The following is a 23,953-nucleotide window of genomic DNA, read 5'->3' on the forward strand; positions in this document are numbered from 1 at the left end:
AGCGCCCCCGGACAGACTATTCTTTGATGTGGCAGCTATTGCAGGCCAGAGGAGCATCTCCCAAGCCCTGCTTTTTGACTTCCCGGTGGCAGGCCACGCAGCTGCGTTTGTCCTGGCCGGTGTGGAAGGCGCGGTAGACGGAGTTTTCGTCGGTACGGCTGGCGATGTTGTCGTGGCAGCCTTCGCTCATACAGCTCTGGAAGGTGTAGGTGTCGGGCACGGTGTGGTGGCAGCTGATGCAGGAAACGCTCATGTGCGAGGCATGGTTGAAGGTGACCGGACCCTTTTTGGGGGTGTAGTTGGAAAATTGTTTGGTGCTCATGGTGACACTTTCGGGCATCTGCATGGGCGCAGCTGCCACGGAAGCCGCCATGGCCAGTACGGATACTGCAGCCAGACCAAAATGCTTCATCACTTCTCTCCTTGTGCCATGGATTTGTGGACCGGGGGCTTCCCCATGGGCCGGCCCTGCTAGCGGGAATGCGCCCCTGAAGCAAGGGGAAAAGCCCTGGCACATGCGCCTTGAAGGGAGAAACCGGGGTTCGGGATGGTGCGGCAAGCGCCGGTGAACCGCATCGCGCGCAAAATCGGGGATTGGGATTGTCTTGGGAGCAACTTTGCGGCAGGAGACCTTCCCGTATTCTCAAGGCACGGAGGCCGTATGTCGTCCCATCCGTTGGAGCCGCTTGTCTCGGTGGAAATAGTCCGGGTCACGCCGGAAAAGGTGCATGGCCAGCAGGACGTGGTGGCCACGGAAGTGCCGGTGACCATCGTGGCGGGGAGTGTGGAGATCGCCACCGTGATGGCCACCCCCGAAGCATTGGACGACCTTGCCCGGGGGTTTTTGGTGACCTCGGGCCTGCTTGCCCCGGAAGACATCGGCGCTGTTTGCGTGGATACCGGCCTGTGGCGGGTGGAGGTGGAGACCGCCCGGCCGGTGGATGCCGCGCTGTTGGTGCGGCGGACGTACTCGTCGGGGTGCGGCAAGGGGGTGGTGTTCGCCTCGGCCCTGGAGGCGGATCTCGCGGCGCTTCCGGTGACCTGGCAGGTGGATGCCTCGACGGTGTTTGCGCTGGTGCACGCCTTCCGCCGCCATTCGGAACTGCATCAGGCCACCGGGGGGGTGCACTCCGTGGCCTTGGCGCGCGGCAGCGAGGTGCTCGTGACCTGCGACGACGTGGGCCGGCACAATGCCTTGGACAAGGCCGTGGGGCAGGCCTTGCGTCGGTCCCTTCCTGTGGCCCAGACCATGGCCCTGACCACCGGCCGCATTGCGGCGGAGATCGTCCACAAATGCCGCCGTGCCGAGATCCCCATGGTGGTCTCCCTGGGGGCGACCACCCATCAGGCCGTGCTCACGGCCCGGCGCCTTGGGGTGACCCTGGTGGCCTTTGCCCGTCAGGGCCGGTTTTCCATCTTCGCCGGGCCAGAGCGGGTGGCGGGCGTTTCCCAGGTCTTAGCCCCGTGAGAGGAGGTATTCGCGCACAGGCTGGTAGCGCGGCCCCTGGGGGCCAAGGATGCTTTGCCACAGCACCATCCGGTCCACGGCGAAGACGGGCAGCTGCAGGGCGGCCACGGCTTGGGCCGCCTGCAGCCAGGGGTCTCCTGGGGCTGCGTCCTTGATGCGCGCCAGGGTCACGTGGCCGGTGAAGGGCCGGGTTTCCGGGGCAAACCCCAGCGGCTCTAGGGCGGCTTCCAGGCCCTGGGCGAGGTTGCGAAGCTCCGGGGCGCCCTCGCCAAAGCCGAGCCAAAAGACCCGCGGCCGCGCTGCGGAAGGAAAGAACCCTGCGCCTTGCGGGGCAAGGGAAAAGGCAGGCGCAGCCAGCGCCTCGAGGGCGCTTTGAATGGCGGGCACTTGGGCCGGCGGGACTTCGCCGAGAAACTTGAGGGTCACGTGCATGAGCGCAGGCCGGACCCACGCCACGCGGGAGCGAAGTTTCCGCGCCCAGGTTTGGCATACTTCTCCCACGGCCTCGGCCATGGCCTGCGGGATGGGGACACCGACGAAGAGCCGCATCACCATTCCTCCTGCATGAGGCCGGTCAGGGTGCGCACGCCAAAGCCGGTGGCGCCTGCCTGCACGAGGGATACCTTGTCGTTCGACCAGGCCGGGCCGGCGATGTCCAGGTGCGCCCAGGGGACCCCGTGGGGGACGAAGTGGCGCAAAAAGAGCGCCGCGTACAGCGCCCCGCCTTCGCGCTGGGCGATGTTTTTGAGGTCCGCCACCTCGCTTTTCAGGTCCTTTGCGTAGAGGTCGGCAAGGGGCATGGGCCAGAAGGTTTCGCCGAGGCTTTGACCCAGGCGGAGCACGCGCTCCTGGATGGTGGTGCTCGAGGCGAAGAGGCCGGCGATGCGGGTGCCTAGGGCCACGACGCAGGCGCCGGTGAGCGTGGCCACGTCCACGATGGCGCAGGGCTGGAACTCACCGGCCAGATGCAGGGCGTCGGCGAGGATGAGGCGGCCTTCGGCGTCGGTGTTCTGGACCTCCACCCGGAGTCCCGAGCGGGCGGTGATGACGTCCCCAGGCCGCATGGCCCCGGATCCCGGGAGGTTTTCCGCCAGAGGCAGGATGGCCAGCGTGCGTCGGCAAGGTCCCCCAAGGCCGTGGATGGCGGCGATGGCCCCGAGGATGGCCGCGGCCCCGGCCATGTCGGCCTTCATCTCGTGCATGTGCGCCGCGGGTTTGAGGCAGATGCCGCCGCTATCGAAGGTGATTCCCTTGCCCACGAGGACCAGCGGCTGCTGGTCGCTGTGCGGGGCGCTGTCGAGCACCACCACCCGCGGCGGCACGCGGCTTGCCCCTGCCACGGCGGCAAGACACCCCCAGGAGGCAAGGGCGTCGCCCTCGAGGATCTGCACCGCCCACCCGGCCTGCTGGCCCACGGCCGCGGCCTCGTCGGCCAACGTGGCGGGGGAGAGGAGATTGGCCGGGGTATTGCCGAGGTCCCGGGCCAAGGCCACTCCGCGCGCGATGCTCTTCGCCCAGCGGACGTCTTCCGGCTGGGCGGTGATGAGGACGAGGTCCGGCAAGGGCTCGGAAGTTTCGCAGGCAGCAAGGGAAAACCGGTAGCCGCACAAAAGTCCGGCTGCGGCGGCCAGCAGGAAAGCAGACGGGGCAAATCCGGCCTCCGCGAAAAGATCGGGATGCAGGACGAGTTCTGCTGCCGGGCTCATGCGACAGAGATCCATGGCCTGGGTGATGAGGCGGTCCATGGCGGCTGCGGTGCGCTCCTGGGGCAGGGGCACGGCCACCACCATCCCGTGCTCGCCGAAGAAGATCCGGGCGGCGTCGTGCGAGAGCACCGTGCTCGGGGCTGCTTGGCCAAGAGTTGCGTGCCAGAGTTTTTGGGCGGTGGACGGCAGGGGCGCTTCTGGGCTACACAGAAGCAGGAGGGCGCGCTCGCGCTTGGGCTCGTAGCGGGGAGTATGGCGAAGTTCCATAGGCCTTCCTTGGAAAGAAATTTGGATACGGGGCGTGTACGTCCTTGGCTGGGCATCGTAAAGGAGTTGCTATGACGGAACCCATCGCGGTGTTGGGGGCTTCGGGGTATATCGGCGGGCGTTTGGTCCCCGCCTTGCTGGAGCAGGGGTTTGGCGTGCGGGCCTTGGGGCGCTCGGCGGCCAAGCTGGCGTGTCGGCCGTGGGGTCGGCACCCGCGGGTGCAGGTGACGGTGGCCGATGCCTTGGATCAGGCAGCGCTGGCCCGCGCTTTGGAAGGCTGCCAGGCGGTCTATTACCTGGTGCATTCCATGACCTCGGCACAGGGCGATTTTGCCCAACGCGACCGCCAAGCCGCGCAGACCATGGCCCGCGCCGCCCAAGCGGCTGGAGTGCGGCGCATCATCTACTTGGGAGGCCTGGGAGACCCGAAGACGGAGCTCAGCGAGCATTTGCGTTCCCGCTTCGAGGTGGGGGAGGTCTTGGGCGCCGGAACGGTGCCGCTCACCTGGCTGCGGGCGGCAGTGATCCTGGGCTCTGGCAGCGCTTCCTTCGAGATGATCCGGTATCTTACCGAGCGCCTCCCGGTGATGTTGGTGCCGCGCTGGGTGGACACGCCGTGCCAGCCCATCGCGGTGTCCAACGTCATCGAATATCTCGTGGGAGTCCTCGCCGAGCCGCGCACTGCGGGGGGCATGTTCGACATCGGCGGCCCGGAGGTGCTCACCTACCGCCGCCTGCTGGAACTCTACGCCGAGGTGGCCGGCCTTCCCCGGCGCTGGATCATCGGCGTGCCGGTGCTCACCCCCCGGCTTTCGTCCTGGTGGGTCCACCTGGTGACTCCAGTGCCCGCCTCCCTGGCGCGGCCTTTGGCCGAAGGGCTGCGCAATCCCGCCGTGTGCCAGGAGCACGCCATTCGGGCCTTGGTGCCGGTGCGGCTGCTTTCCGCCCGCGAGGCCATGGCCCGGGCGCTCATGCGCACCCGCCACCACCAGGTGGCCACGTGCTGGTCCGATGCCGGGCCGCTGCCCATGCCGGAGTGGCTTTCGTGTTCCGATGCCTCCTTCGCCGGGGGAACCCTCCTGCGCGCGGCCTATGCCATGGATGTGGATGCGCCGCCGCAGGCGGTGTGGGATGTCCTGACGCGCTTGGGCGGAGACTTTGGCTGGCTCTTTGGCGATGCCTTGTGGACGCTTCGGGGCGCAGTGGACCGGGTGCTGGGCGGCGTGGGACTTCGCCGCGGCCGGCGGCACCCCACGGAGATCCGGGTGGGCGATGCCCTGGATTTCTGGCGGGTGCTCGACGTGGTGGAGGGCGCACGCTTGGTGCTGGGAGCGGAGATGCGACTGCCGGGCGAGGCAGTGCTCGATCTGCGGGTGCATCCGGCAGCAGGCGGCTCGCGGGTGGAGTTGCGCGCCCGCTACCGGCCCAAGGGGCTTTGGGGGATTGTGTACTGGCAGTCCCTCGTGCCCGTCCACCGCTGGCTCTTTCAGGGCTTTTTGCGGCGTTTGGCCGAGAAGGCCGCAAGCCGCCAGGTGCGAGGCCCCTATCCCATTGCCCCCTCTGAGGAGGACGCATGTCCGATTTCCTAGACACCGATATCCGCACGCGGGCCCTGGCGCTCATGGGTGCCGAGCGCTCGGCGGTGCTGGCCCTCTGCCATGAAGGCCGTCCCCGATGTTTTCAAATGGCCGTGGCCTTGGGGGCGGACGAGCAGCGGGTGTATCTGGCAACGTCGCAGGATTCCAGCAAATACCCCATGCTTCTGGCCTGTCCCAGGGTGTGCCTCTTTTTTTCCACGGCGCGCAACCGGGACACGGACCCGCAGCACGCTGCAACCCTCGAAGTGCAGGGCGTCATCGAGCCGGTGGCCGGGACGCGAGAGCTGCAGGCGCGGCAGCTTTTGGTTGCGCGCCATGGGACTTTGGAGCAATTCTTGGGCGATCCCGGGACACGAATCCTGGCCGTGCGCATGACGCGCTTGGTGCTGACCGAGCGTTTCCAGCAGGTTGCCGTGCTGGACGTGGATTCTTGATCCTTTGATTCGTTGGTGAGGGCACAGAAAATTTGCCTTGCGCGTCTTCCTGGGCTAGGGGCCGCCCACCGTTTGCAGGGAAGGAATGTCTCTATGGAACCTTTGAGCACGATTCGCCTGGGCATCAGCCGCTGTCTTTTGGGGCATCCCGTGCGCTACGACGGCGGTCACAAGCACGACCCTTTTCTCACCCAGACCTTGGGCCAATACGTCGACTACGTGCCGGTGTGTCCGGAGGTGGAGTGCGGCCTGCCGGTCCCCCGCGAGGCCATGCGCCTGGTGCGCACCCCGCAGGGGGTGCGGCTTTTGACGCAGAAGACCGGCATCGACCACACGGATCGCATGCTGGCGTGGGCCGCCCCGCGCCTGGACGCCCTAGAAAAAGAGGGGCTTTGCGGTTTCATCTTCAAATCCAGGTCGCCGTCCAGCGGCATGGAGCGGGTGAAAATCTATGGTGCCACGGGCCAGGTGGTGGATCATGGCTCGGGGATCTTTGCCGGGCTCTTCATGGCCCGTTTTCCGCTCCTGCCGGTGGAAGAAGAGGGACGCTTGCACGACCCCCTGCTGCGGGAAAACTTTATCGACCGCATCTTCTGCCTGCAGCGCTTTCGGGAGGGTGTGGAAAAGGAGCCCAGCCTGGGCGCACTCGTGCAGTTCCATACCCGCCACAAGCTGCAGATCCTCTCCCACAGCCCCGAGCATTACCGCGCCTTGGGGCGGCTGGTGGCCCACGCCAAAGGTCAGCCCTTGGCCGAGGTGGTGCGCGCGTACCAGGAGCTTTTGCTTGCGGCCCTGCGCCTCAAGGCCACGGTGCCTAAAAATCGCAACGTGCTCCAGCACATCATGGGCTACTTCAAGCTGGACCTCACCCGCGAGGAAAAGCGCGAGCTGGAAGACATCATCCGCCAGTACGCCCGGGGGATTTTGCCGCTCATCGTGCCGGTGACCCTGCTTTCCCACTACGCCCGCAAGTACGAGGTCCGCTATCTGCTGGAGCAGACGTATTTGTCCCCGCATCCCCTGGAGCTCAAACTCCGCAATCACGTGTAATGGACACCCCCATGAACGATACTTCCCACGCCGAGAGCCTGGCGGCCGATCTCTTTCGCATGGTCATGCAGGCCAAGGAGCGCGGCATTGCCGTGGACCGTGGATTCCGCAACCATGCCTTGGAGAGTCCTCGGCTTTCGATCACCTATCTGTTCTTGCCCCGGGCGGAGCTCCTCAAGGTGTCGGCCTTTCCGCCGGCCTTGCGGCGCTTTGTGCGGCGCATGAACGCCTTGGTGTGTCTGGAGGCCAAAAAGGACAACGGCCGCCGCACGACCTTGGGCATCCATCTCCTGTGGGCCACGGACGCCCCTCTCGCGGAGGTCTGCGGTCCAGAAGCCGTGCAGGAGGAATTGGTGCTCCCTGGAGTGGCCGCGTATACGGAGCAGGTGCGCGGGCTCCTGCGGGCAGATATTGCTCGGGCCGCGAAGACGGATGCTTGAGGTCGTTGGTATTTCCACGGTCGTGTGTGCCTTGGTGGGCTGGGGGACCAACGTGCTCGCCGTGCGCATGCTCTTTCGGCCCTACCGCCCGTGGCGCGTGGGGCCGTGGACGCTGCAGGGGGTCTTTCCCCGGCGTCAGGCAGCTGTGGCCCGGCGGCTGGGGGAACTCACCGCCACCGAGCTCCTTCCCCCGCAGCGGTTGCAGCAGGCCGTGGCGGCCCCCGCCACGGTGCAGGCCGTGCGCCAGGCGCTCGTGACTGCCCTCATCCAGCGCGTATCCCGCCTCGTGCATGGGGTGCCCAGCGTTTTGGGACCGTTGCAACAGCGTCTGCTCGCTGGCTTCGAGGACGCCGTGGACGCGGAACTTCGCCGCAGCCTTCCGGGGCTCATGGAGCAGGTGGCCGGTGCGGCGGTGCAGGAGCTGCGCGTGGCCCAAGTGGTGGCGGAGCAGGTGGCGGCCCTGCCTCCGGAGCGCCTGGAGGAGATGCTCCTTTCCGTGCTGCGCCGGGAGCTGCGTTTTGTGGAAGGCGCAGGCGCGCTGCTCGGGGGGTTGGTGGGAATGGTGCAAGGGATTTTATGGACAATGATTGTGCAGTAAGGACGAAGAGGATTGGGATATGATTGGATTCAATGAGCTTTTGTGGTTTTCTTTTGCATTGGTAGATTTGTCTATTTTGCTCTTGATATATCGTTTTTTTGGAAAAATTGGTCTTTATGTGAGTATAGTCATTAGCATTATTATTTGTAATATTGAAGTGCTCAAGACGGTTACCCTTTTTGGACTGACCACCACCTTGGGAAATGTGCTCTATGCATCCATCTTTCTTGCGACGGATATTTTGAGCGAGATGCACGGCAAGGAAGATGCGCGTCGAGGAGTCATCTTGGGTTTTGTTGCGTTGGTGCTCAGTACGTTGTATCTGCAAGTGGCACTGCTTTTTATCCCAGATGGAAGTGATTTTGCACAACCGCACTTGGAAGCCTTGTTCGGACTTTTGCCGCGGGTTGCCTTGGCATCCATGACGGCGTATCTCGTATCGCAGATGTACGATGTCTGGGCCTTTCACGCCATTCGCGAAAAGACCGGCGTTCGGCATCTGTGGCTGCGCAACAATGGCTCCACGTTGGTGAGCCAGTTTTTGGATTCGCTGGTGTTTTGCGTCATTGCCTTTGCTGGCGTCTATCCCATGTCCGTGTTTGGGGAGATCCTGCTGACGACCTATGGCATCAAGGCCTTGGTGGCGGTGCTGGATACGCCGTTCATGTACCTGGCGCGGCGCATAGGCGCCAATCAAGCCGCTCTTGCATAACTTTTGGGGCATTTGTTGGCGAAGCGAACGCGGGGCGCTTGTTGGGGGCGCCCCGCGTGTCATTGGCAGGAAGGGGAGAGGAGCTCTCGGAGCCAGTGCGGGATGGCCACGGGCTTGCCGCGGCTGTCCACCACCGCGTGCTGGGTGCTCCCGTGGGCGAGGAGCCGGGTCTTGGTTTCGTCCATGAGGCGGTAGGCGAAGGTGAGGCTGGCGCGGCCTTGGGCGTCCAGCCAGGTTTCCAGCCAGATGAGCTCGTCATAGCGCGCTGGGGCGCGGTAGCGGCATTGTGCCTCGCGCACCGGCAGATAGATGCCCTGGGCCTCGATGGCGGCGTAGCTGTGCCCGCAGGCCCGGATCCACTCGCTTCGGCCGCGCTCGAAGAGGTGCAAATACTCGGCGTAGTACATGACGCCCATGGCGTCGGTCTCGCCGTAGGAGACGCGGTGGGCAAGCCAGACGTTCATCCGCGCCCCCGGGCAAGGACGAGCTGCAAGAGTTCCGGGCCCGAGGCGATTTGCGCCCCGCTGCGGGTGGAGGCTTCGGTGAACACTTCCGGGCCGCAGGTGGCATGCTCGCTCTGGTACACCAGGAAGGGCACCGGGTCAGCCACGTGGGTGCGCTCGGCCACCGGCGTGGCGTGATCACTGGTGACCACCAGGACGAAAGGTTCGCCCAGGGCGCGCAGGCCCTCCAGCATGGGGGCCACGATGCGGGCGTCGAAACGGGCGATGGCTTCGGTCTTGAGCGCAGCGTCCCCCATGTGACCGCACTCGTCCGGGGCCTCCACGTGCAGGTAGGCGAAATCGCCGCGCTGCAAGAATTCCAGGGCCGCCGCCACCTTGCCTTCGTAATTGGTGTCGATGAGGCCCGTGGCCCCCGGCACTTCCAGTACCTCCATGCCCGCCGCCCGTCCCAGGCCTCGCACCAGGTCCACGGCGGAGATCACCGCCCCGCGCAGGCCGAAGCTGGCCTCGAAGGCGGGAAGCTGGAGGGGTCGGCCTTGCCCCCAGGGCCAGATGGCGTTGGCCCGGGAAGGGTTGCCATGACTCAGGAGGCTATGGGCGTTGCGGGCAAAGCTGGCGAGCGCAGGGGCCGCGGCCAGGGCGTCCAAATCCGGGCCGATGCTTTCCCCCAGGATATCGTGGGGCGGCCGCACGTGGATGCGGGCGGAAGGGCCGTGGCCCGCGTTTCGTTCCACCAGGAGATGTCGGTATTGCACCCCGCAGAAGATCTCCAGGCCGTCCGGGAGACTTTGCCGCAGGCGCTCGATCAGGGCCGCTGCCGTGGCGGTGTCGATGTGCCCGGCGCTGTAGTCTTCCATGCGGCCCTCTGGGGCGTAGGCGGACACCGTGACCAGGTTCATGCGCCACACCAGGTCGTCGGCGTCCAGCGTGAGCCCCTGGGCCGCAGCCTCGATGGGGCCGCGACCGGTGTGGTAGCGCTTGGGGTCGAAGCCCAACAGGGCCATGTTGGCCACATCCGAGCCCGGAGGCATGCCTTGGGGCACGGTGCGGCACTGACCGGTCAAGGCGGTGCGGGCGAGGGCATCCAGGGTGGGGGTGTGGGCCGCTTCCAGGGTAGTGCGGCCGCCGGCCATTTCTCCGGGCCAGCCGCTCATGCCATCGGCGATGAGATAGACGAATTTCATGCAAGAATCCGGTAATGTACGGGTTTGGCCACCACGAAGCTGAAGGCAGCGATGGTGGAAAGCGCCCGCTCCACGTCACGCATTTGGGCGCTGTGGGTGAAAAAGACGATGGGCACGCTGCTGTCCGCGTTGGCGCCGCGCTGCACCATCTGGGCGATGCTGATGTTGGATTCGCCCATGACCCCGGCAATGGCCGCCACCACGCCGGGTTTGTCCACCACCGTGAAGCGGAAATAGTGGCGAAAGACGGTGAGCTCCGGGGCCAGGATCTGGGCTTGGGGCAGGCGGGTCTCCAGAAAGCCGGTGTTGTTGGGGCAGCTGCCTGAGCGGGCAAGGGCCAGGATGTCCGCCAGCACGGCGCTGCCTGTGGGCAGGTCCCCGGCGCCTTGACCGTAGAGCATGATGGGCCCCACGGCGTTGCCTTCCAGGAGGATGGCGTTGAACGGGCCGTCCACCTTGGCCAGGATGTGGTCTTCCGGGAGCAGGGCCGGGTAGACTCCGGCCTGGATGCGGCCGGACTTGTCGCGCATCTGGGCCACGAGTTTCACGCGGTAGCCGAACTCCCGGGCCAGGGCGATGTCTTGGGCCGTGACGTTGCGGATCCCTTGCACCACCAGTGCGGGCAGCGGCACGTCCTGGCCCGTGGCCAGGCGGATGAGGATCACCAGTTTGTGGGCCGCGTCCCAGCCGTCCACATCCAAAGTGGGGTCGGCCTCGGCGTATCCCTTTTCTTGGGCCTTTGCCAGTGCGGTGGCGAAGTCTTCGCCGTGCTGGGTCATTTCGCTCAAGATGAAATTGGCCGTGCCGTTGAGGATTCCCGTGATGTCTTTGATGCGGTTACCGGCGAGACTTTCTTTGAGGGTCTGGATGACCGGAATGCCGCCGGCCACGCTGGCCTCGTAATAGAGCCCGAGTCCTCGCGAGGCGGCCAGCTCGAAGAGCTCCGGGCCGTGTTCGGCGAGCAGGGCCTTGTTGGCCGTGACCACGGATTTGCCGTGCTGGAGGGCCTCGGTGATGAGGCGGCGGGGAAAGTCGATGCCGCCGGTGAGTTCCACCACGATGTCGATGTCCGGGTCGGTGTAGAGGTCCGCAGGATTGGTGGTCAGATGGGTGGACGGGGACGGCGTGATGGGCCGCGGCTTGTCCATGTCCCGCACCAGGATGGCCTTGACCTGCAGGCGCCTGCCCAGACGCCGGGCGATCCAATCGCCGTTTTCTTCGATGATGCGCACCAGCCCTGATCCCACAGTGCCAAGCCCAGCCAGCCCCAAATGGATGACCGATGGTTCCACGCGTTCCTCCTCATCCGGCCTTGCGGCCACACGATTTTCGGGCCCTGTACCGGGAGGCCGAAGCGCTGTCAAAACGCGGTCAGCGGGAATTTTGGGCAGCCCGTGGGCGAGATTTCGGTTGACGGCACGAAGGCCTTTTGACTAGAGATCGGCTTCTCAACGCATGGAGAGGTGGCCGAGTGAGGACGAAGGCGCTCGCCTGCTAAGCGAGTATAGGGGCGTAAACCTCTATCGAGGGTTCAAATCCCTCCCTCTCCGCCAACACCACGTGGAGGGTTGGCAGAGTGGTTGATTGCACCGGTCTTGAAAACCGGCATGCCTTCACGGGCATCTGGGGTTCGAATCCCTAACCCTCCGCCATAGAACTTCATTTCTGAAAATGAGCCAAAACGCCCCCATCTTGGGGGCGTTACCATTTTGGCGCCTCTGCTTGCGGGCGTCTGCATTCCCAAAGATCTTCCGGCTGCGTTGCATCGCAGCGTTGCTTTAGTCTTCGCTACGCAACGCCGCCACGGCCTCGCGCACGTGATGGGCGCTGGTGGCGGCTGGAAGCGGGGCGCCCAGGCGCACGGTGATGGTGCGGCGCCACTGCCACCGCCAGGGGCGACAGCGGGACCACAGGGATCCCCACAGGCCCATGAGGGCCACGGGCACGATGACGGCTTGGGTGCCGCGGCAGGCGAGCTCCAGGCCGCGCTGAAAGGGGGCGAGCTCCGGGGTGCGGGCAATGCCGCCTTCTGGAAAGATGGCCACCGCCCCACCATCAAGCAGAGCCGTGCGCATGGCGCGGATGGCGCCGGCGGCCCGGCGGCTATCCACAGGGATGACGCCAAATGCCCGCAGTATCGGCCGCAGCAGGGGGTGCTCGGCATAGGCGCTATAGATGACGAAGCGTACCGGCCGGGGCAGCACCGCCAAGAGCACGGCCCAGTCGATCCAGCTCACGTGATTGGCGGCGACAAGTACGGGGCCGGTGGCGGGGAGGTGTGCAATTCCCTCACAGCGCAGGCGGTAGAAAAGCCCGAGGAGTGCGCGCAGGAAGAGCCTCGCGGTCTCGAAGCGCAAGGCCGCGAGGCTTGCGGCCGCCATGACGGCAAGGATCACTGCCAATACCAGGAGCATGGGTTTCGGCGGCATGTGCAGGGCCGCGGCCCCTATGGTGAGGACGAGAAAACCGAGCATGGCCGCGTTTTGAAGAAAATTGGCGGCCGCCAGGACGATGCCCAACTGGGAGGCTGGGGCGCGCAGCTGGATGAGGGTATTGAGAGGCACGATGAAGAGGCCGGCACAGGTGCCGTACAGGACGAGCACAAGGCCCAAGACAGGGACAGCGGTGAGCCAGGGAAGGAGCCCCAGACATACCGCCATGCCCAAGGCCCCTAAGGCGGCGAGCCCAAGTTCCAGACGCGTACGGCACACCCGCGCCGTAAGCGCGGAACCCAGCACGATGCCCACCCCGCCGATGGCCAAAAGCCCTTGCGCCACCACGGTGGAGGTGACGCCAGCGGCCTCCTTGAGGTGGGCGCCGAAGGCAGCGAAAAGCACCTGATTGACGGCCCAAAACAAGGCAAGGCCCGCCATGGGCCCCCACAGGGCAGGATGGCTGCGGACACCGCGCAGCACCTGAGCAAGCGCGGGTGTTTGCCCTGCGCCGGGGTTTTGGGTGGCAGGAAGGCGCGTGGCCAGGATCGTTTGGGCCACGGCCCCAGCCACAAGCAGGATTCCGGCAGGGCTGATGGCGGTGAGAATATGGCCCGCCTGCGTGGCGGTGCCGATCCATGCCTCAAAGAGCACGGAAAAGGCGACACTCCCCAAGAGGATGGCCACGATGGTCACGGCCTGCACCGCCGCATTGGCGGCAGTGAGATATTCTTCTGCGTACATCTCGCGGATGATTCCATATTTTGCTGGCGAATAGAATGCAGATTGCGTGGCCAAAACCAAGGTGAGGGCAAAAGCCAGGAAGAACATGCCGTTGCGGTAGCTCCACCAGATGGACATGGCTACGGGAATGGATGCGGCAATGGTGGCTTGAATCACCCGGTACTTGGGATACTTGTCCGCCATTCGTCCCGCTGGTACAAAAAAGACGATAAAAGGTACAAGGATACAGGCGTTGACCAGGGCGGTCAGCCCCATTTGCAAGGCGCCGCTGGTAGTCTTGAACACGGTGTTCTGAATGAGGATCTTGTGTCCCAAATCCAGCATGGCGTTGATGACCACCACCGCCAGGTAGGGGAAAAATCCTGGGGAGCGCCACAGGCGCAAGGGAGTGGGCGATTGCGGGGGATGCATGGATGCGCCTCTAGTGGAGCAGGGGGCCGAAGGCAAATCTCTTGGTGGTATCTTTTGGTGGGCGTTGAGCGTGCGCGTTTGGGTGCAGAGTTTTCCCGGTGCGCAGCATTGATGGGCGGGGCAGGCAACCACTAGCACCGTCAAAGGAGGTGCACAGCCCCACAGATGGTTTTGGGAACATGCGGCCCTGGAGGCCCCAAGGGCCGCATGTTTGCGCTGCTGGGCGCACGGCTTGGGTTATGCGAGCCTGCTTCCGAGTTGGTAGATGAGGGCGGCGACGGTAAAGGCCAGGGTGGTGTTGAAGGCCACGGAAAAGGCGGCCCATCCCCAGCCGATCTCCCGGCCGATGACCGTGACCGTGACAAAGCACGGGGCATAGAGGAGCACAAAGGCCATGAGGCTCAGCGCCACCCAGCGGTTCCAGGTGGGGTCGGCGGCCAGACGCTCGGCCAGGGGGGCAGCGTCTTCGGGGTCTATTTCGCCGAGGGAGTAGGCGGTGCCCAGGGTGGCGACGATGACCTCCTTGGCGGCCACTCCGCCGATGAGGGCGATGTTGGTGCGCCAGTCAAATCCCGCCCAGCGGGAGATGGGTTCCAAGGCGGTGCCCAGGCGGCCGGCCAGGGAGTGGCGCAGGGCGTCTTGGCGTTCGGCGGCGTCGATGGCGGCCAGGGCGGCTTCTTGCGCTTCCGGGCTGTCCCAGGGGCGATCCATGGCCGCCTGCCGTTCGTCCTGCCAATGGGCCGTGCGGTCGGCCGGCAATCCCGGGAAGGTCATGGCCGCCCACACCAGGATGGAGATGGCGAGGATCACGGTGCCGGCCTTCTTGACGTACTGCCAGACCCGCTCCCAGGTGTGCATGAGCATGCCGCGCAGGGTAGGCATGCGGTACGGGGGCAGCTCCATGACAAAGGGGGTGGAAGTCCCGCGGATGATGGTGGAGCGCAGGAGCCGGGCGGCCAGCAGGGCCATGGCCCAGGCCGCAAGGGTGATCCAAAAGAGCACCGTGCCGCCCGATCCAGGAAAGAAGGCCGCGGCCAGGAGGAGAAAGACCGGCACCTTGGCCCCGCAGGCAAAGAAGGGGGCGGTGAGCACGGTGGCGATCTTTTCTTTGGGGCTGCGCAGGGTGCGGGCGGCCATGACCCCAGGCACGGCGCAGCCGCCGGGGATGCCGCCGGAGACGATAAACGGCACCACCGAGCAGCCGTGCAGGCCAAAGGTGCGGAATACGCGGTCGAGCATGTAGGCCATGCGGGCCATGTAGCCGCTGTCCTCGAGGAAGGCGAGGAAGAAGAACATGATGAGGATGAGGGGCACGAAGCTCAGCACCCCGCCTGCGCCGTCGATGACGCCCGAGACCACGAGGGATGCCAGCAGGCCCTCGGGGAGGATCTGGCGGAAGGTGTCTCCAAGCCAGCCAAAGAGCGCCTCCATCCAGCCCATGGGGACTTCCCCCAGGGTGAAGGTGGCGTGGAACATGGCATAAATGATGGCCAGCATGATGGCCGGGCCGGTGAACTTGCCGGTGAGCACCTTGTCCAACTTGTCCGAGAAGTCGTAGCGGCTCTCTACCGGCCAGGTGAGGATATCGCGCAGGGCCGAGGCGATGTAGCCGTAGCGGTAGTCGGCCACCAAGGCTTCGGGGTCCGTGCCCAGGGTCTTTTGCGTGTGCTCCGTGAGTGTCGCCACCATCTGGGTGAGCTGGGCGTGCAGATCCGGGTGCTTGGCGCCCAAGGACAGGATGTGGGCGTCGTTTTCCAGGTATTTGATGGCGAGCCAGCGCGGCGGGATGCGCTGCTCGCCAAGGCCGGAAGCCGCGATGCGCGCTTCCATGTGCCGCAAGGTTTCGTCGAGGTCCGGGCCGTAGGAGATGAAAAGCGGGGCAGGCGTGGGGGGATGGGCGAGGTTTTCGCGCAGTGTGGCCAGGAGTTCTTCCTTGCCTTCGCCGCGCCGCGCGCTCATGCCCACCACCGGCACCCCCAGGGTGCGCGACAGGGCCGGGATGTCGATGCCAATGCCCTTGGCGCGCACCTCGTCCATCATGTTGAGGACGAGCACCACGGGCATGGCCATCTCCATGACCTGGGTCACCAGGTAGAGGGAGCGCTCCAAGTTGGTGGCATCCACCACGATGACCACCAGATCCGGCCGCTCGTCCACGAGAAAGTTGCGCGCTACTAACTCGTCGGCGGTGTAGGCGGTGAGGGAATAGGTGCCGGGAAGATCCACCACGGCCACGTCGGTGTCCCCGAGGCGCAGCACGCCTTCGTGTTTTTCCACGGTAATGCCCGGGTAGTTACCGACGTGCTGCCGCGAGCCGGTGAGCAGGTTGAAGAGCGTGGATTTCCCAGAATTGGGGTTGCCCATGAGGGCGATGGTTGCGTTCATGCCGGGGATTCCTCCAAGGTCTTCACCAAGATGTGGTCTGCCTCATTGTTGCGAAGGGTGAGCGTTGCGCCGCGAAGCCGCAGGGCCACAGGGTCCTCGAGCGGGGCGCGGCCGATGACGCAGATCTCGGTGCCCGGGACGAGGCCCATGTCCCGGATGCGCCGGCCAAGCTCACCTTCGGCGCAGACGCGCTCGATGATCGCTTTTTGGTTGACGCGCAAGTGGCGCAAGCCCATGCTGCTCATCGGTGGTCCTCCAGAGCGTTGAGGCTGGATGGTGTCTTTGGGGTGGCGCAGCAGCACGAGCCCTGGGCGCATGCCGAGGACGTGGAGGAGGCGCACGACGCGCAGCCGGTATGCCGCCGGGTGAAGGCGCGTACGACGGCACCCGCAGCGAGGATAACGATGAGCATCACTCCAATAAGTTGCCAATCCATGAAAACTACCTCCGTGGTCATGTTTTGTATGACTAACTTTCTATGGAGTTGGTCTTGCTTCGTCAAGAAATAAAATTAGCCAAAACAAATTTTTCTTCTCCCCCCCCAGGGTGGAGCGGTCTGCTGCGGGCGCGGCGGCTATGGACCGGTGATGCGTGGATGGAGGACGCAGCCCTGGCCGCTCGTGACGGCCAGGTGGTGGCCGTGGGGCCGTGGCGGCACTTGCGAAATGGCTACGGCCCGGCAGCGTGGGATGTGGACGGCGTGGTGGTCCCAGGGGTGGTCAATGCCCATATGCACGGGGAGCTTTCGGCCTTGGCGGGCCGGGTGCCTCTGGACCGCGGCTTTACGGCGTGGGCCACGGCCGTGGCGCGGCCGGATTTCTGGGACGAAGCGCGCGTGCGCACGGCCGTGAGTGCCATGGATCTTGCCGGACACCGCTTGGTGCTCGACGTGGCCACGCGCATGGTGCGGCCCATGGCGGCCGTGTGGGAAACCGCCGGTGTTTGGGAGTATGGGCTGTTGTGCGAAAGTTTGACATCCCGAATTCCCCGCACCTGGGTGCCGGCCGTGGAACTTGCTCATGGATGGGTGGCCCCGGCGGCCCATAGCGTCTATGCCACGGCGCCCATCGTCCTTGCCGGGGCCAAGGCATGGTGCCGGGCCCATGGCCGACTGTTTTCCCTGCACGCGGCCGAACGCGAGGATGAGCTCGGTCTGGCGCGCGAGCGCTTTGGCCTTGGTCCGGATGGCGTCTTGGCGCGTGCGTCCTCGGTGGTGGCCGCCTTGGATGCCCTGGGAGTGCTCGATGCGGGCACGCTGCTCGTGCACGGCGTGCATCTCGGGGAGGCGGACGTGGCCTTGCTCGCCCGGCGTCGGACTGTGGTGTGCCTGTGCCCGCGCTCCAATGCGGCCTTGGGGGTGGGACAGGCCCCTTGGCGGCTTTTGCGGCGCTCCGGCTTGCCTGTGGTGCTCGGGACCGATTCCCTTGCCTCTGCCCCGGACCTCGATGTGTGGCAGGAGGCGGCCTTCCTCAAGGAGCACCTTGCCCCGGAGCTCTGCTTGGCGGAGGCGCTCGCCCTGGTCACCGGCCAGGCCTTGGGCATGGGACGCTTGGCCCCTGGCGTCCCTGCTGCAGTGGCCGTGGTGCCGCCGTGGTTTGCGGCGCTTTTCAACCGAGGAAGTTTTTGACGCCGGTGAAGACGATTTGCGCGGCCATGGCGGCGAGCACCAGGCCGGTGATCTTGGTCATGATGGAAAGGCCCATGGGGCCGAGCACCCGGGCGATGAAGCGGGCGGAGGCGAGGATGATGCCCACCCCGGCGCAGGCGGAAAGCAGGGCCGCGGCGCCGGTGAGGCGCTGGACGGCCCCGGAGAGTTCGGCCCCAAGCACGAGCAGGGTGCCGATGGTGGCCGGCCCCACGGTGATGGGGATGGCCAGGGGCACGACCGCGATGTCGCTTTTCTCCGTGTTTTGGGCGCTGGAGCGGGCTTGGGTCACCAGGGAGACGCTGGAGAGAAAAAGCAGGCTCCCGGCGCCGATGCGAAAGCCATCCAGGGTGATGCCCAGGGTGCTGAAAATCGGATTCCCTGCCCAGTAGAGCACCGTGCCGATGATGGCCACGGCCAGGGTGGTGCGCAGCGCCACCCGGCGCTGGCAGGTCTGGTCCATGCCTTCGGTAAGCGACAGAAAGACGCTCAGCACGAAAAACGGGGTGAGCAAAAAGAAGAGCTGCATGGTGAGGTTGATGTAGAGGTTGAGCATTGGCAAGCCTTATTGTTCTCCCAGAAGCGCCGCGGCGAACTCTTCCGCCAGGAAGGGGCGCAGGTCTTCCATCTTCTCGCCCAGGCCCACGAAGCTGATGGGGATGCCGAACTCCAGGGCCACGCCCACGATGACGCCGCCCTTGGCCGTGCCGTCGAGCTTGGTGAGGATGATCTCCGTCACCGGCGCGGCCTGGGAGAAGAGCCGGGCCTGGGACAGGGCGTTTTGTCCGGTGGTGGCGTCGAGGACCAGGGCGGTGCGGTGGGGCGCGCCGGGGAGTTTTTTGCCCAGCACGCGGGCGATCTTGGCCAGCTCTTCCATGAGATTGTGCTTGGTCTGCAGCCGGCCGGCGGTATCCACCAGCACCAAGTCGTAGCCTTCGGCCTGCGCCCGCTCCACGGCCTCGAAGGCCACGGCCGCAGGGTCGGCGCCGTGCTGCTTGGCATGGAACCCGGCGCCCACGCGCCGGGCCCAGACCTCCAACTGCTCGATGGCCGCGGCCCGGAAGGTGTCGCCCGCAGCCACCAGTACGCGCCGGCCCTGCATCTGGGCGCGGTGCGCCAGCTTGGCGATGGTGGTGGTCTTGCCGGCACCGTTGACGCCCACCAAGAGCACCACTTCCGGGCGTGCCTCCACAGGGGCGGGGACAGGCGGGAAGACCGCACGGATCTCTTCCTTCAAGAGCGACTTGAAGTTTTCCGGCGCAGCCCCGCCTTCCTGGCGCACGCGTTTTTTGAGCCGATCCAGGAGCTTGGTGGTGGCGGTCACCCCCACGTCCGCTACCAAGAGGATTTCTTCCAATTCCTCCCAAAAGGCGGCGTCGTAGCCGCTGGTGCGGGCAAGGAGGTTTTCGATGCGGGCGGTGAGCTGGCTGCGGGTCTTGGCCAGGCTCTGGGAGAGCTTGAGGAGCAGGCGGCTGCGCTCGTCTTCTTCGTCCTCCAAATCCAGGGCCAGGGCCAGGCGGTACTGGAGCTCCGAGCGGAAGTCCCCCACGGCCTCGTAGCCCATGTCCGAAAGCCAGGTGTCGAAGCGGTGGATGAAGTCCTCGGCCTCGCCTTCCGGGGCGTCGAGCTGGGAGAAGAGAAAGCGCAGGCGTGCCCAGAGTTCCGGGCCACGCGCCGTGACCCCGGCCAGGATATGCTCCATCCAAACCGAGAGCCGGGGTTCGGCGTCCCGCAGGGCGCGGGTGAGCTCCGCTTGCCAGGCCGGGATGGTGGGCTTTTCCTGAAAATCCCGCGCAGGAGCTGCGTCCGGGGCCTTGGGGGCGGCTGGCGCGGCCGTGTCCCGGGAAGGGGCGTCTTGGGGCGTCTGCCCCCACAGGCGCTGCCACAGCGAGGGCCGGGGGGTGGTGGCCGCTGGCGCCTTGGGCTTGGAAGCCGCCTCGGGGGCGGGCTGCGGCGCGGCAGGCGCGTCGGCCGCAATCGGGGCTTCGGGCGTGTCCCGCTTGCTCGGTGCGGCAGAGGGTTGGTGCTCCTGAGCGGGCCTTGGCGGTGCGGCGGGTCCTGGCGTTGGTGCCGGGTGGGTGGCCGCCTCAGCGGCAGGATGCGTCGGTTCTGGCTGCGGCGCGGGAGTTTGCGGAGCAGAAGGTGTGGGCGATGCGCTTTCGCCTCCACCCCAGAGTTTTTTGATGCGCGAGAAAAAGCCCATGGCAACTTCCTTGAGAGCTGGAATGAAAAACCTTCACGCGGCGCGTGCGTTGCCGCCGTCTCGGCCGTCTATGGTGCCTCAGGGCCCGCGCGATGTCCAGCCGGCGGCAGGACGAAGCGGCCAGGGGGCGTCTGGGCCACGGAAGGGTCCGTCGCCTGCGCGTCGCACTTGTGGAGCCGTGGGCATGCTCGATTCCCGCGATGCCCTGCGTGGGCCGTATGCCCTGCTGCATTGGCGGTGCCTGCGGCGGCGCATTTCCTCAGGAACCAGCACGAGGATCGTCCGGTAACATCAAGATCGCCCCGCGTGTTGTCATGGCGGAACCGCCGGGGTAGGCAGCGACTGCACCCGGAACTCCGGCGCAGTGGTTCCTGGGTCGGGCTCCGAGACCCAAAAGACGTGAAGAGCCGTCCGGCGTCCCTAGGAGAAAACCCGTTTTTGATGCTCATGGCCAGACAAGGGGAGGAGGGCATCATGGATCGACCCGGCTACGTGGATCTCTTGGAAACGGGGGTGCTTGCCCAAAGGGCCCAGGAGGCCCGGGCAAGGCTGAGGCGCTGTTCCCTGTGCCCCAGGGAGTGCGGGGTGGACAGGCTCGCAGGCAGGAAAGGATTCTGCCGGACCGGTGCGCAAGCGGTGGTGGCGAGCTATGGCCCTCACTTCGGCGAGGAATCGGTACTGGTGGGCCGCGGTGGCTCCGGGACGATTTTTTTCAGTTTCTGCAACCTCGGGTGCATCTTTTGCCAGAACTATGCATTGAGTCACTTGGGCGAAGGGGTCGAGAGCTCGGCCCGCGAGCTTGCCGCGATGATGCTCCGCCTCAAGCAGCAGGGGTGCCACAACATCAACCTCGTCACCCCCTCCCACGTGGTTCCGCAGATTCTGGAAGCGTTGGTGATCGCCGCGGGCCAAGGGCTTGACCTTCCCTTGGTGTACAACTCGAGCGGCTACGACTCCCTCGCCACGTTGCACCTCTTAAGAGGGGTGGTGGACGTCTACATGCCGGATTTCAAGTTTTGGTCCGCGGAATCGAGCAGGAAGTATCTCGCAGCGCCCGACTACCCCGAACGGGCCCGGGAGGCCATCCGGGAGATGCACCGCCAAGTGGGGGACCTGAAGGTCACAGAGGATGGTACTGCGGCGCGCGGTCTGCTGATCCGCCACCTAGTGATGCCCGGCGGGGAGGCAGAGAGCCGCAGGATTATGGAGTTCATCGCCCAGGAGATCTCGCCTGCCACCTATGTCAACGTCATGGGCCAGTACCACCCCTGTGGCGAGGCCTTTTCCCATCCGCCCCTGGACAGGCCGGTTTGCGCGCAGGAGCACCGTGCGGCGCTGCAAGCGGCAGAGGATGCAGGCCTGTTGAGGCTCGACGGCGGCCCTAACCTGGCCCGGATCATACGCTGGTTGTCCAGGGACGAATGATCCACTCCCGCAATCCGCTGGCCGCTTGGGGGCGTTTCGGCCAAGGATTGCATTCCCCTCCCGAACCGTGACCTCTGTCGCGGCGGGGTGACGGGCTTCCGCCTGTGGTCTATGTTGCATTCCCCTCCCGAACCGTGACCTCTGCCGCCGCAGGCCGCGCGCTTACCAAAATTCGTCGCGCGTCCTGCATCGCCATGAGTATGGCCCCCTCCAAGTCTTCATGGGGTGACGTGTTCATTGCCTCCCTCCAGGAGGCAACCGCATTGTCCGGGAGCACCTGGGCGCTTTTCCATTGACCCCAAGTCCGTCTCCTCGATAGGAGATGGGAACCCTTTTCTGAATCCTGGGAGGCAGTATGGAAGTATTGGTGCGCGGGGTGCGCGGCTCCATTCCGGTGGCATCGGTCACCACGCAGCGCTACGGCGGCAATACCACCTGTGTGGAGGTGCGTTTGGATGAGGAGCTTTTGGTCATCGATGCCGGCTCGGGCATCCGCGCCTTGGGCGAAGAGATCATGACTGCAGGCCCGGTGCGGCTGCATTTGTGCTTCACCCACGCCCATTGGGACCATCTTCTGGGCTTTCCCATGTTCGCGCCCATCTTCTCCCCGCACACCGAGCTTCACATCCATGCCCCGCGCACCATCGGCGGCAGCGGCATTCAGGCGGTGCTCTCCGGGATCATGGACCGCCGCTACTTTCCGGTGAAGTTCGAGAGCCTGCCGGCCCGGATCACGATCCACGAATTCGAACCCGGGGAGTCGTTTTCCGTGGGCTCGGCCCAGGTGAGCACCTGTCCTACGGTGCACCCGGGCGGCAACGTGGCCTATGCCATCACCCACGATGGGTGGCGGTTTGTCTTTACCGGGGATCACGAATGGCGGCCCAATGCCACGGACGCCCTCTCCCGCGGGGTGGAGCGCTTTCTCGAAGGCGCCACCGTGGCCCTGGTGGACGCCCAGTACACCGAGGACGAGTACGCCGTGCGGCAGGGCTGGGGGCATTCGGCCATGGACGCCTGGCCGCAGCGTGCAGCCCGCGCCGGGGTGCACACCTTGCTGTTGAGTCACCACGACCCGGCGCGCAGCGACGAAGACGTGGAAGCCCTGGAAGACTTGGTGCGCCGGCGTTTTGCGGACCTTGCCGTGGACATCCGCATGGCCGCGGAAGGCATGCGCATCGGTCGCTGGGAAACGGGCGCCGTGGAGGTGCGCCACGAACCGGTGCCGCAAAAGTGCCAGCCTTTTGCCATGGAAAACACCGCCCAGGGGGTGCTTGCCTGGCTCAATAGCCTCACCCAGGAGCTCAGCCGCTACGCGGACATGGGCGCGCTGTTGGACCGTATTCTCTTGGAAGGCCGGCGTATTACCAGCGCCGACGCCGGCACGATTTTTCTCGCGGAAAGCGGGGGACTCTCTTTTGCCTACACCCAGAACGACACCCTGTTCCCTGGGTCTGCAGCGAGCAAATACGTCTATGTCAATGCCGTGCTCCCCTTGGATTCATCCTCGGTGGCCGGACACGTGGCCTCGACGGGCAAAGCCGTCAACATCCCGGATATGTACCATATCCCTGCGAGCGAGCCGTACCGTTTCAACGACGCTTTTGACCGCAAGACGGGATATCGCACGGTATCGACCCTCACGGTGCCCATCTTCGGCCAAAAAGGCCGCATCCTTGGGGTCATGCAGCTCATCAACAGTATGGAGGACGGAAAACCCCGGCCGTTTACTACCGACATGCAGATGCGGGTGAATCTCCTCGCGGCCCAGGCAGGCGCGGCCTTGGAGCGCGGGCTCATGACCCAGGCCTTGCTGTTGCGCATGCTCAAGATGGCGGAGCTGCGCGATCCACGGGAAACCGGGGCGCACGTGCAGCGGGTCGGGGCGTACGCCGCAGAGATCTACCACCGCTGGGCCGAGCGCCGTGGCGTGGATCCCGATGAATTGCGCTACACCAAGGGCAAGATCCGCATGGCGGCCATGCTCCACGATGTGGGCAAGGTGGGGATCCCGGACGCGGTCTTGAAAAAGCCGGGACGGTTAAACGACGAGGAACTCAAGATCATGCGTTCCCACTGCGTGCTTGGCGCCAGCCTCTTTGCCGACGGCTCCTGGGATATGGATGAGCTGGTGCGCGACGTGATCCTGCATCATCACCAGAAGTGGGATGGCACCGGCTACACCGGCTCGGAGGACCCGCCCCTGGCAGGAGAGGCCATTCCGCTGGTGGCGCGCTTGGTGGCTGTTGCCGATGTGTACGACGCCTTGTGCTCCCGGCGGTGCTATAAAGAGGCCTGGAGTCCGGAAGATGCGGTGGCGACCATCCGTAAAGACGCCGGTACCCACTTCGATCCGGAGGTCGTTTCCTGCTTCGAGGAAATCTTCGAGACCATCGAGGCCATCCGCGCCCGCTACCCCGATGAGGCGAGCGAGCAGCACGCATCGTAATCGGGGGACCTTGGGAAATGGACGTATCCTGGCCGTAGGCCTTGCGCCCATGCCCCAAAGAGCCCCCTTTGCGTTTTCCGGCAAGGGGATGCGCGTGCCTCCGCGGGGTGTGCGCTGCACCAAGCCGGAGGTGCGGGGCTGTGCCGGAGATCCATGCGCGCTCATGAAAGACGCGCAGGCCGCTGCCATGCCCAAAAAGATGGCGGAAGTGCATAGGAGTCGAACCTACCGAAGACCTCGTCAGCCTTCCACCGGTTTTGAAGACCGGGCCGCCCACCGGGACGAACGCACTTCCGCGTGCGGCCGGCACTACCGATGCCATCGGGGGAAATCAAGGG

At 65.5% G+C, this 23,953-nt stretch carries 22 protein-coding genes and 3 tRNA genes; 12 read left to right on the forward strand and 13 right to left on the reverse strand.

The window, feature by feature from the left end; genetic code table 11:
- Positions 1-16: 16 nt before the first annotated feature.
- On the reverse strand, positions 17-412 hold the full coding sequence (locus QMF81_RS06195) for a cytochrome c3 family protein (RefSeq protein WP_281749861.1): 396 nt from the start codon (positions 410-412) through the stop codon (positions 17-19).
- 249 nt (positions 413-661) lie between these two features.
- Between QMF81_RS06195 and fdhD the strand changes: the two genes are divergently transcribed.
- Positions 662-1,468, forward strand: a complete 807-nt coding sequence (gene fdhD / locus QMF81_RS06200; protein WP_281749862.1) for a formate dehydrogenase accessory sulfurtransferase FdhD — start codon at positions 662-664, stop codon at positions 1,466-1,468.
- Here fdhD and thpR read toward each other — a convergent pair.
- Both thpR and QMF81_RS06210 read right to left on the reverse strand, forming a co-directional pair.
- On the reverse strand, positions 1,457-2,017 hold the full coding sequence (gene thpR, locus QMF81_RS06205) for an RNA 2',3'-cyclic phosphodiesterase (RefSeq protein WP_281749863.1): 561 nt from the start codon (positions 2,015-2,017) through the stop codon (positions 1,457-1,459). The genes fdhD and thpR overlap by 12 nt on opposite strands.
- Positions 2,017-3,441 (reverse strand): leucyl aminopeptidase family protein, encoded by a 1,425-nt coding sequence (locus QMF81_RS06210; RefSeq protein ID WP_281749864.1) that lies wholly within the window; start codon positions 3,439-3,441, stop codon positions 2,017-2,019. Before QMF81_RS06210 ends, thpR begins: the two co-directional genes overlap by 1 nt.
- A 71-nt stretch (positions 3,442-3,512) precedes the next feature.
- Here QMF81_RS06210 and QMF81_RS06215 point away from each other — a divergent pair, with 71 nt between their 5' ends.
- The 6 genes from QMF81_RS06215 (at position 3,513) to QMF81_RS06240 (ending at position 8,273) form a co-directional block, all read left to right on the forward strand.
- Positions 3,513-5,030 (forward strand): SDR family oxidoreductase, encoded by a 1,518-nt coding sequence (locus tag QMF81_RS06215; RefSeq protein ID WP_281749865.1) that lies wholly within the window; start codon positions 3,513-3,515, stop codon positions 5,028-5,030.
- Positions 5,015-5,473, forward strand: coding sequence for a pyridoxamine 5'-phosphate oxidase family protein (locus QMF81_RS06220; RefSeq protein WP_281749866.1), 459 nt, complete (start codon positions 5,015-5,017; stop codon positions 5,471-5,473). The genes QMF81_RS06215 and QMF81_RS06220 overlap by 16 nt, the downstream gene beginning before the upstream one ends.
- A gap of 93 nt (positions 5,474-5,566) precedes the next feature.
- Positions 5,567-6,523: a DUF523 and DUF1722 domain-containing protein gene (locus QMF81_RS06225; protein ID WP_281749867.1), complete on the forward strand. Its 957-nt coding sequence runs from the start codon at positions 5,567-5,569 to the stop codon at positions 6,521-6,523.
- Between the two features lie 11 nt (positions 6,524-6,534).
- On the forward strand, positions 6,535-6,963 hold the full coding sequence (locus tag QMF81_RS06230) for a hypothetical protein (RefSeq protein ID WP_281749868.1): 429 nt from the start codon (positions 6,535-6,537) through the stop codon (positions 6,961-6,963).
- Positions 6,956-7,561, forward strand: coding sequence for a DUF445 family protein (locus QMF81_RS06235; RefSeq protein WP_281749869.1), 606 nt, complete (start codon positions 6,956-6,958; stop codon positions 7,559-7,561). The genes QMF81_RS06230 and QMF81_RS06235 overlap by 8 nt, the downstream gene beginning before the upstream one ends.
- A gap of 19 nt (positions 7,562-7,580) precedes the next feature.
- Positions 7,581-8,273 carry a queuosine precursor transporter gene (locus QMF81_RS06240; RefSeq protein WP_281749870.1) on the forward strand — a complete coding sequence of 231 codons (693 nt, stop codon included), beginning with the start codon at positions 7,581-7,583 and terminating at the stop codon, positions 8,271-8,273.
- Positions 8,274-8,332: 59 nt separating this feature from the next.
- Here QMF81_RS06240 and QMF81_RS06245 read toward each other — a convergent pair whose 3' ends face one another.
- Genes QMF81_RS06245 through QMF81_RS06255 form a run of 3 tightly spaced genes read right to left on the reverse strand, consistent with a single transcriptional unit; the run spans position 8,333 to position 11,213 of the window.
- Positions 8,333-8,737 (reverse strand): thioesterase family protein, encoded by a 405-nt coding sequence (locus QMF81_RS06245; protein ID WP_281749871.1) that lies wholly within the window; start codon positions 8,735-8,737, stop codon positions 8,333-8,335.
- Complete coding sequence (locus QMF81_RS06250) at positions 8,734-9,921, reverse strand: cofactor-independent phosphoglycerate mutase (protein ID WP_281749872.1); 1,188 nt, start codon at positions 9,919-9,921, stop codon at positions 8,734-8,736. The genes QMF81_RS06245 and QMF81_RS06250 overlap by 4 nt, the downstream gene beginning before the upstream one ends.
- A complete protein-coding gene (locus QMF81_RS06255; protein ID WP_281749873.1) occupies positions 9,918-11,213 on the reverse strand; it encodes a homoserine dehydrogenase in 1,296 nt (431 codons plus the stop codon). The genes QMF81_RS06250 and QMF81_RS06255 overlap by 4 nt, the downstream gene beginning before the upstream one ends.
- A 165-nt stretch (positions 11,214-11,378) precedes the next feature.
- Between QMF81_RS06255 and QMF81_RS06260 the strand changes: the two genes are divergently transcribed.
- Positions 11,379-11,474: transfer RNA gene (locus tag QMF81_RS06260), tRNA-Ser, on the forward strand.
- 9 nt (positions 11,475-11,483) lie between these two features.
- Positions 11,484-11,573, forward strand: a tRNA-Ser gene (locus QMF81_RS06265).
- 126 nt (positions 11,574-11,699) lie between these two features.
- Here the strand turns inward: QMF81_RS06265 and QMF81_RS06270 are convergent.
- The 4 genes from QMF81_RS06270 to QMF81_RS06285 form a co-directional block, all read right to left on the reverse strand.
- On the reverse strand, positions 11,700-13,508 hold the full coding sequence (locus QMF81_RS06270; protein ID WP_281749874.1) for an MFS transporter: 1,809 nt from the start codon (positions 13,506-13,508) through the stop codon (positions 11,700-11,702).
- 237 nt (positions 13,509-13,745) lie between these two features.
- Entirely contained in the window at positions 13,746-15,893 is a 2,148-nt protein-coding gene (gene feoB / locus QMF81_RS06275) for a ferrous iron transport protein B (protein ID WP_281749875.1), read from the reverse strand.
- Positions 15,890-16,138, reverse strand: a complete 249-nt coding sequence (locus tag QMF81_RS06280) for a FeoA family protein (RefSeq protein ID WP_281749876.1) — start codon at positions 16,136-16,138, stop codon at positions 15,890-15,892. Before QMF81_RS06280 ends, feoB begins: the two co-directional genes overlap by 4 nt.
- Positions 16,135-16,329, reverse strand: a complete 195-nt coding sequence (locus tag QMF81_RS06285) for a hypothetical protein (protein WP_281749877.1) — start codon at positions 16,327-16,329, stop codon at positions 16,135-16,137. The genes QMF81_RS06280 and QMF81_RS06285 overlap by 4 nt, the downstream gene beginning before the upstream one ends.
- Before the next feature lie 159 nt (positions 16,330-16,488).
- On the opposite strand from QMF81_RS06285, the gene QMF81_RS06290 reads away from it, so the two are divergent.
- Complete coding sequence (locus tag QMF81_RS06290; RefSeq protein WP_281749878.1) at positions 16,489-17,520, forward strand: amidohydrolase family protein; 1,032 nt, start codon at positions 16,489-16,491, stop codon at positions 17,518-17,520.
- Here the strand turns inward: QMF81_RS06290 and QMF81_RS06295 are convergent.
- The gene (locus QMF81_RS06295) at positions 17,501-18,094 is read right to left on the reverse strand and encodes a MarC family protein (RefSeq protein WP_281749880.1); all 594 of its coding nucleotides are present in this window, start codon (positions 18,092-18,094) and stop codon (positions 17,501-17,503) included. The genes QMF81_RS06290 and QMF81_RS06295 overlap by 20 nt on opposite strands.
- Before the next feature lie 9 nt (positions 18,095-18,103).
- The gene (gene ftsY, locus QMF81_RS06300) at positions 18,104-19,741 is read right to left on the reverse strand and encodes a signal recognition particle-docking protein FtsY (RefSeq protein ID WP_281749881.1); all 1,638 of its coding nucleotides are present in this window, start codon (positions 19,739-19,741) and stop codon (positions 18,104-18,106) included.
- Positions 19,742-20,215: 474 nt separating this feature from the next.
- Here ftsY and QMF81_RS06305 point away from each other — a divergent pair, with 474 nt between their 5' ends.
- Positions 20,216-21,166: a radical SAM protein gene (locus tag QMF81_RS06305; protein WP_281749883.1), complete on the forward strand. Its 951-nt coding sequence runs from the start codon at positions 20,216-20,218 to the stop codon at positions 21,164-21,166.
- A 355-nt stretch (positions 21,167-21,521) separates the two neighbouring features.
- A complete protein-coding gene (locus QMF81_RS06310) occupies positions 21,522-23,615 on the forward strand; it encodes an HD domain-containing phosphohydrolase (RefSeq protein WP_281749884.1) in 2,094 nt (697 codons plus the stop codon).
- 200 nt (positions 23,616-23,815) lie between these two features.
- On the opposite strand, the gene QMF81_RS06315 is transcribed toward QMF81_RS06310, so the two are convergent.
- Positions 23,816-23,910: transfer RNA gene (locus QMF81_RS06315), tRNA-Sec, on the reverse strand.
- Positions 23,911-23,953 lie beyond the last annotated feature (43 nt).

This window comes from Thermodesulfomicrobium sp. WS (assembly GCF_027925145.1).
In the GTDB taxonomy this organism is placed as follows: Bacteria; Desulfobacterota; Desulfovibrionia; order Desulfovibrionales; family Desulfomicrobiaceae; genus Thermodesulfomicrobium.

Coding starts and splice junctions, on each gene's coding strand:
- QMF81_RS06240 (WP_281749870.1), top strand. CDS start 7,581: ATGATTGGATTCAATGAGCTTTTGTGGTTTTCTTTTGCATTGGTAGAT.
- ftsY (WP_281749881.1), bottom strand. CDS start 19,741: ATGGGCTTTTTCTCGCGCATCAAAAAACTCTGGGGTGGAGGCGAAAGC.
- QMF81_RS06210 (WP_281749864.1), bottom strand. CDS start 3,441: ATGGAACTTCGCCATACTCCCCGCTACGAGCCCAAGCGCGAGCGCGCC.
- fdhD (WP_281749862.1), top strand. CDS start 662: ATGTCGTCCCATCCGTTGGAGCCGCTTGTCTCGGTGGAAATAGTCCGG.
- QMF81_RS06290 (WP_281749878.1), top strand. CDS start 16,489: ATGGAGGACGCAGCCCTGGCCGCTCGTGACGGCCAGGTGGTGGCCGTG.
- QMF81_RS06285 (WP_281749877.1), bottom strand. CDS start 16,329: ATGGATTGGCAACTTATTGGAGTGATGCTCATCGTTATCCTCGCTGCG.
- QMF81_RS06195 (WP_281749861.1), bottom strand. CDS start 412: ATGAAGCATTTTGGTCTGGCTGCAGTATCCGTACTGGCCATGGCGGCT.
- QMF81_RS06220 (WP_281749866.1), top strand. CDS start 5,015: ATGTCCGATTTCCTAGACACCGATATCCGCACGCGGGCCCTGGCGCTC.
- QMF81_RS06215 (WP_281749865.1), top strand. CDS start 3,513: ATGACGGAACCCATCGCGGTGTTGGGGGCTTCGGGGTATATCGGCGGG.
- QMF81_RS06245 (WP_281749871.1), bottom strand. CDS start 8,737: ATGAACGTCTGGCTTGCCCACCGCGTCTCCTACGGCGAGACCGACGCC.
- feoB (WP_281749875.1), bottom strand. CDS start 15,893: ATGAACGCAACCATCGCCCTCATGGGCAACCCCAATTCTGGGAAATCC.
- QMF81_RS06225 (WP_281749867.1), top strand. CDS start 5,567: ATGGAACCTTTGAGCACGATTCGCCTGGGCATCAGCCGCTGTCTTTTG.
- QMF81_RS06305 (WP_281749883.1), top strand. CDS start 20,216: ATGGATCGACCCGGCTACGTGGATCTCTTGGAAACGGGGGTGCTTGCC.
- QMF81_RS06270 (WP_281749874.1), bottom strand. CDS start 13,508: ATGCATCCCCCGCAATCGCCCACTCCCTTGCGCCTGTGGCGCTCCCCA.
- QMF81_RS06295 (WP_281749880.1), bottom strand. CDS start 18,094: ATGCTCAACCTCTACATCAACCTCACCATGCAGCTCTTCTTTTTGCTC.
- QMF81_RS06250 (WP_281749872.1), bottom strand. CDS start 9,921: ATGAAATTCGTCTATCTCATCGCCGATGGCATGAGCGGCTGGCCCGGA.
- QMF81_RS06280 (WP_281749876.1), bottom strand. CDS start 16,138: ATGAGCAGCATGGGCTTGCGCCACTTGCGCGTCAACCAAAAAGCGATC.
- QMF81_RS06230 (WP_281749868.1), top strand. CDS start 6,535: ATGAACGATACTTCCCACGCCGAGAGCCTGGCGGCCGATCTCTTTCGC.
- QMF81_RS06310 (WP_281749884.1), top strand. CDS start 21,522: ATGGAAGTATTGGTGCGCGGGGTGCGCGGCTCCATTCCGGTGGCATCG.
- QMF81_RS06235 (WP_281749869.1), top strand. CDS start 6,956: ATGCTTGAGGTCGTTGGTATTTCCACGGTCGTGTGTGCCTTGGTGGGC.
- thpR (WP_281749863.1), bottom strand. CDS start 2,017: ATGCGGCTCTTCGTCGGTGTCCCCATCCCGCAGGCCATGGCCGAGGCC.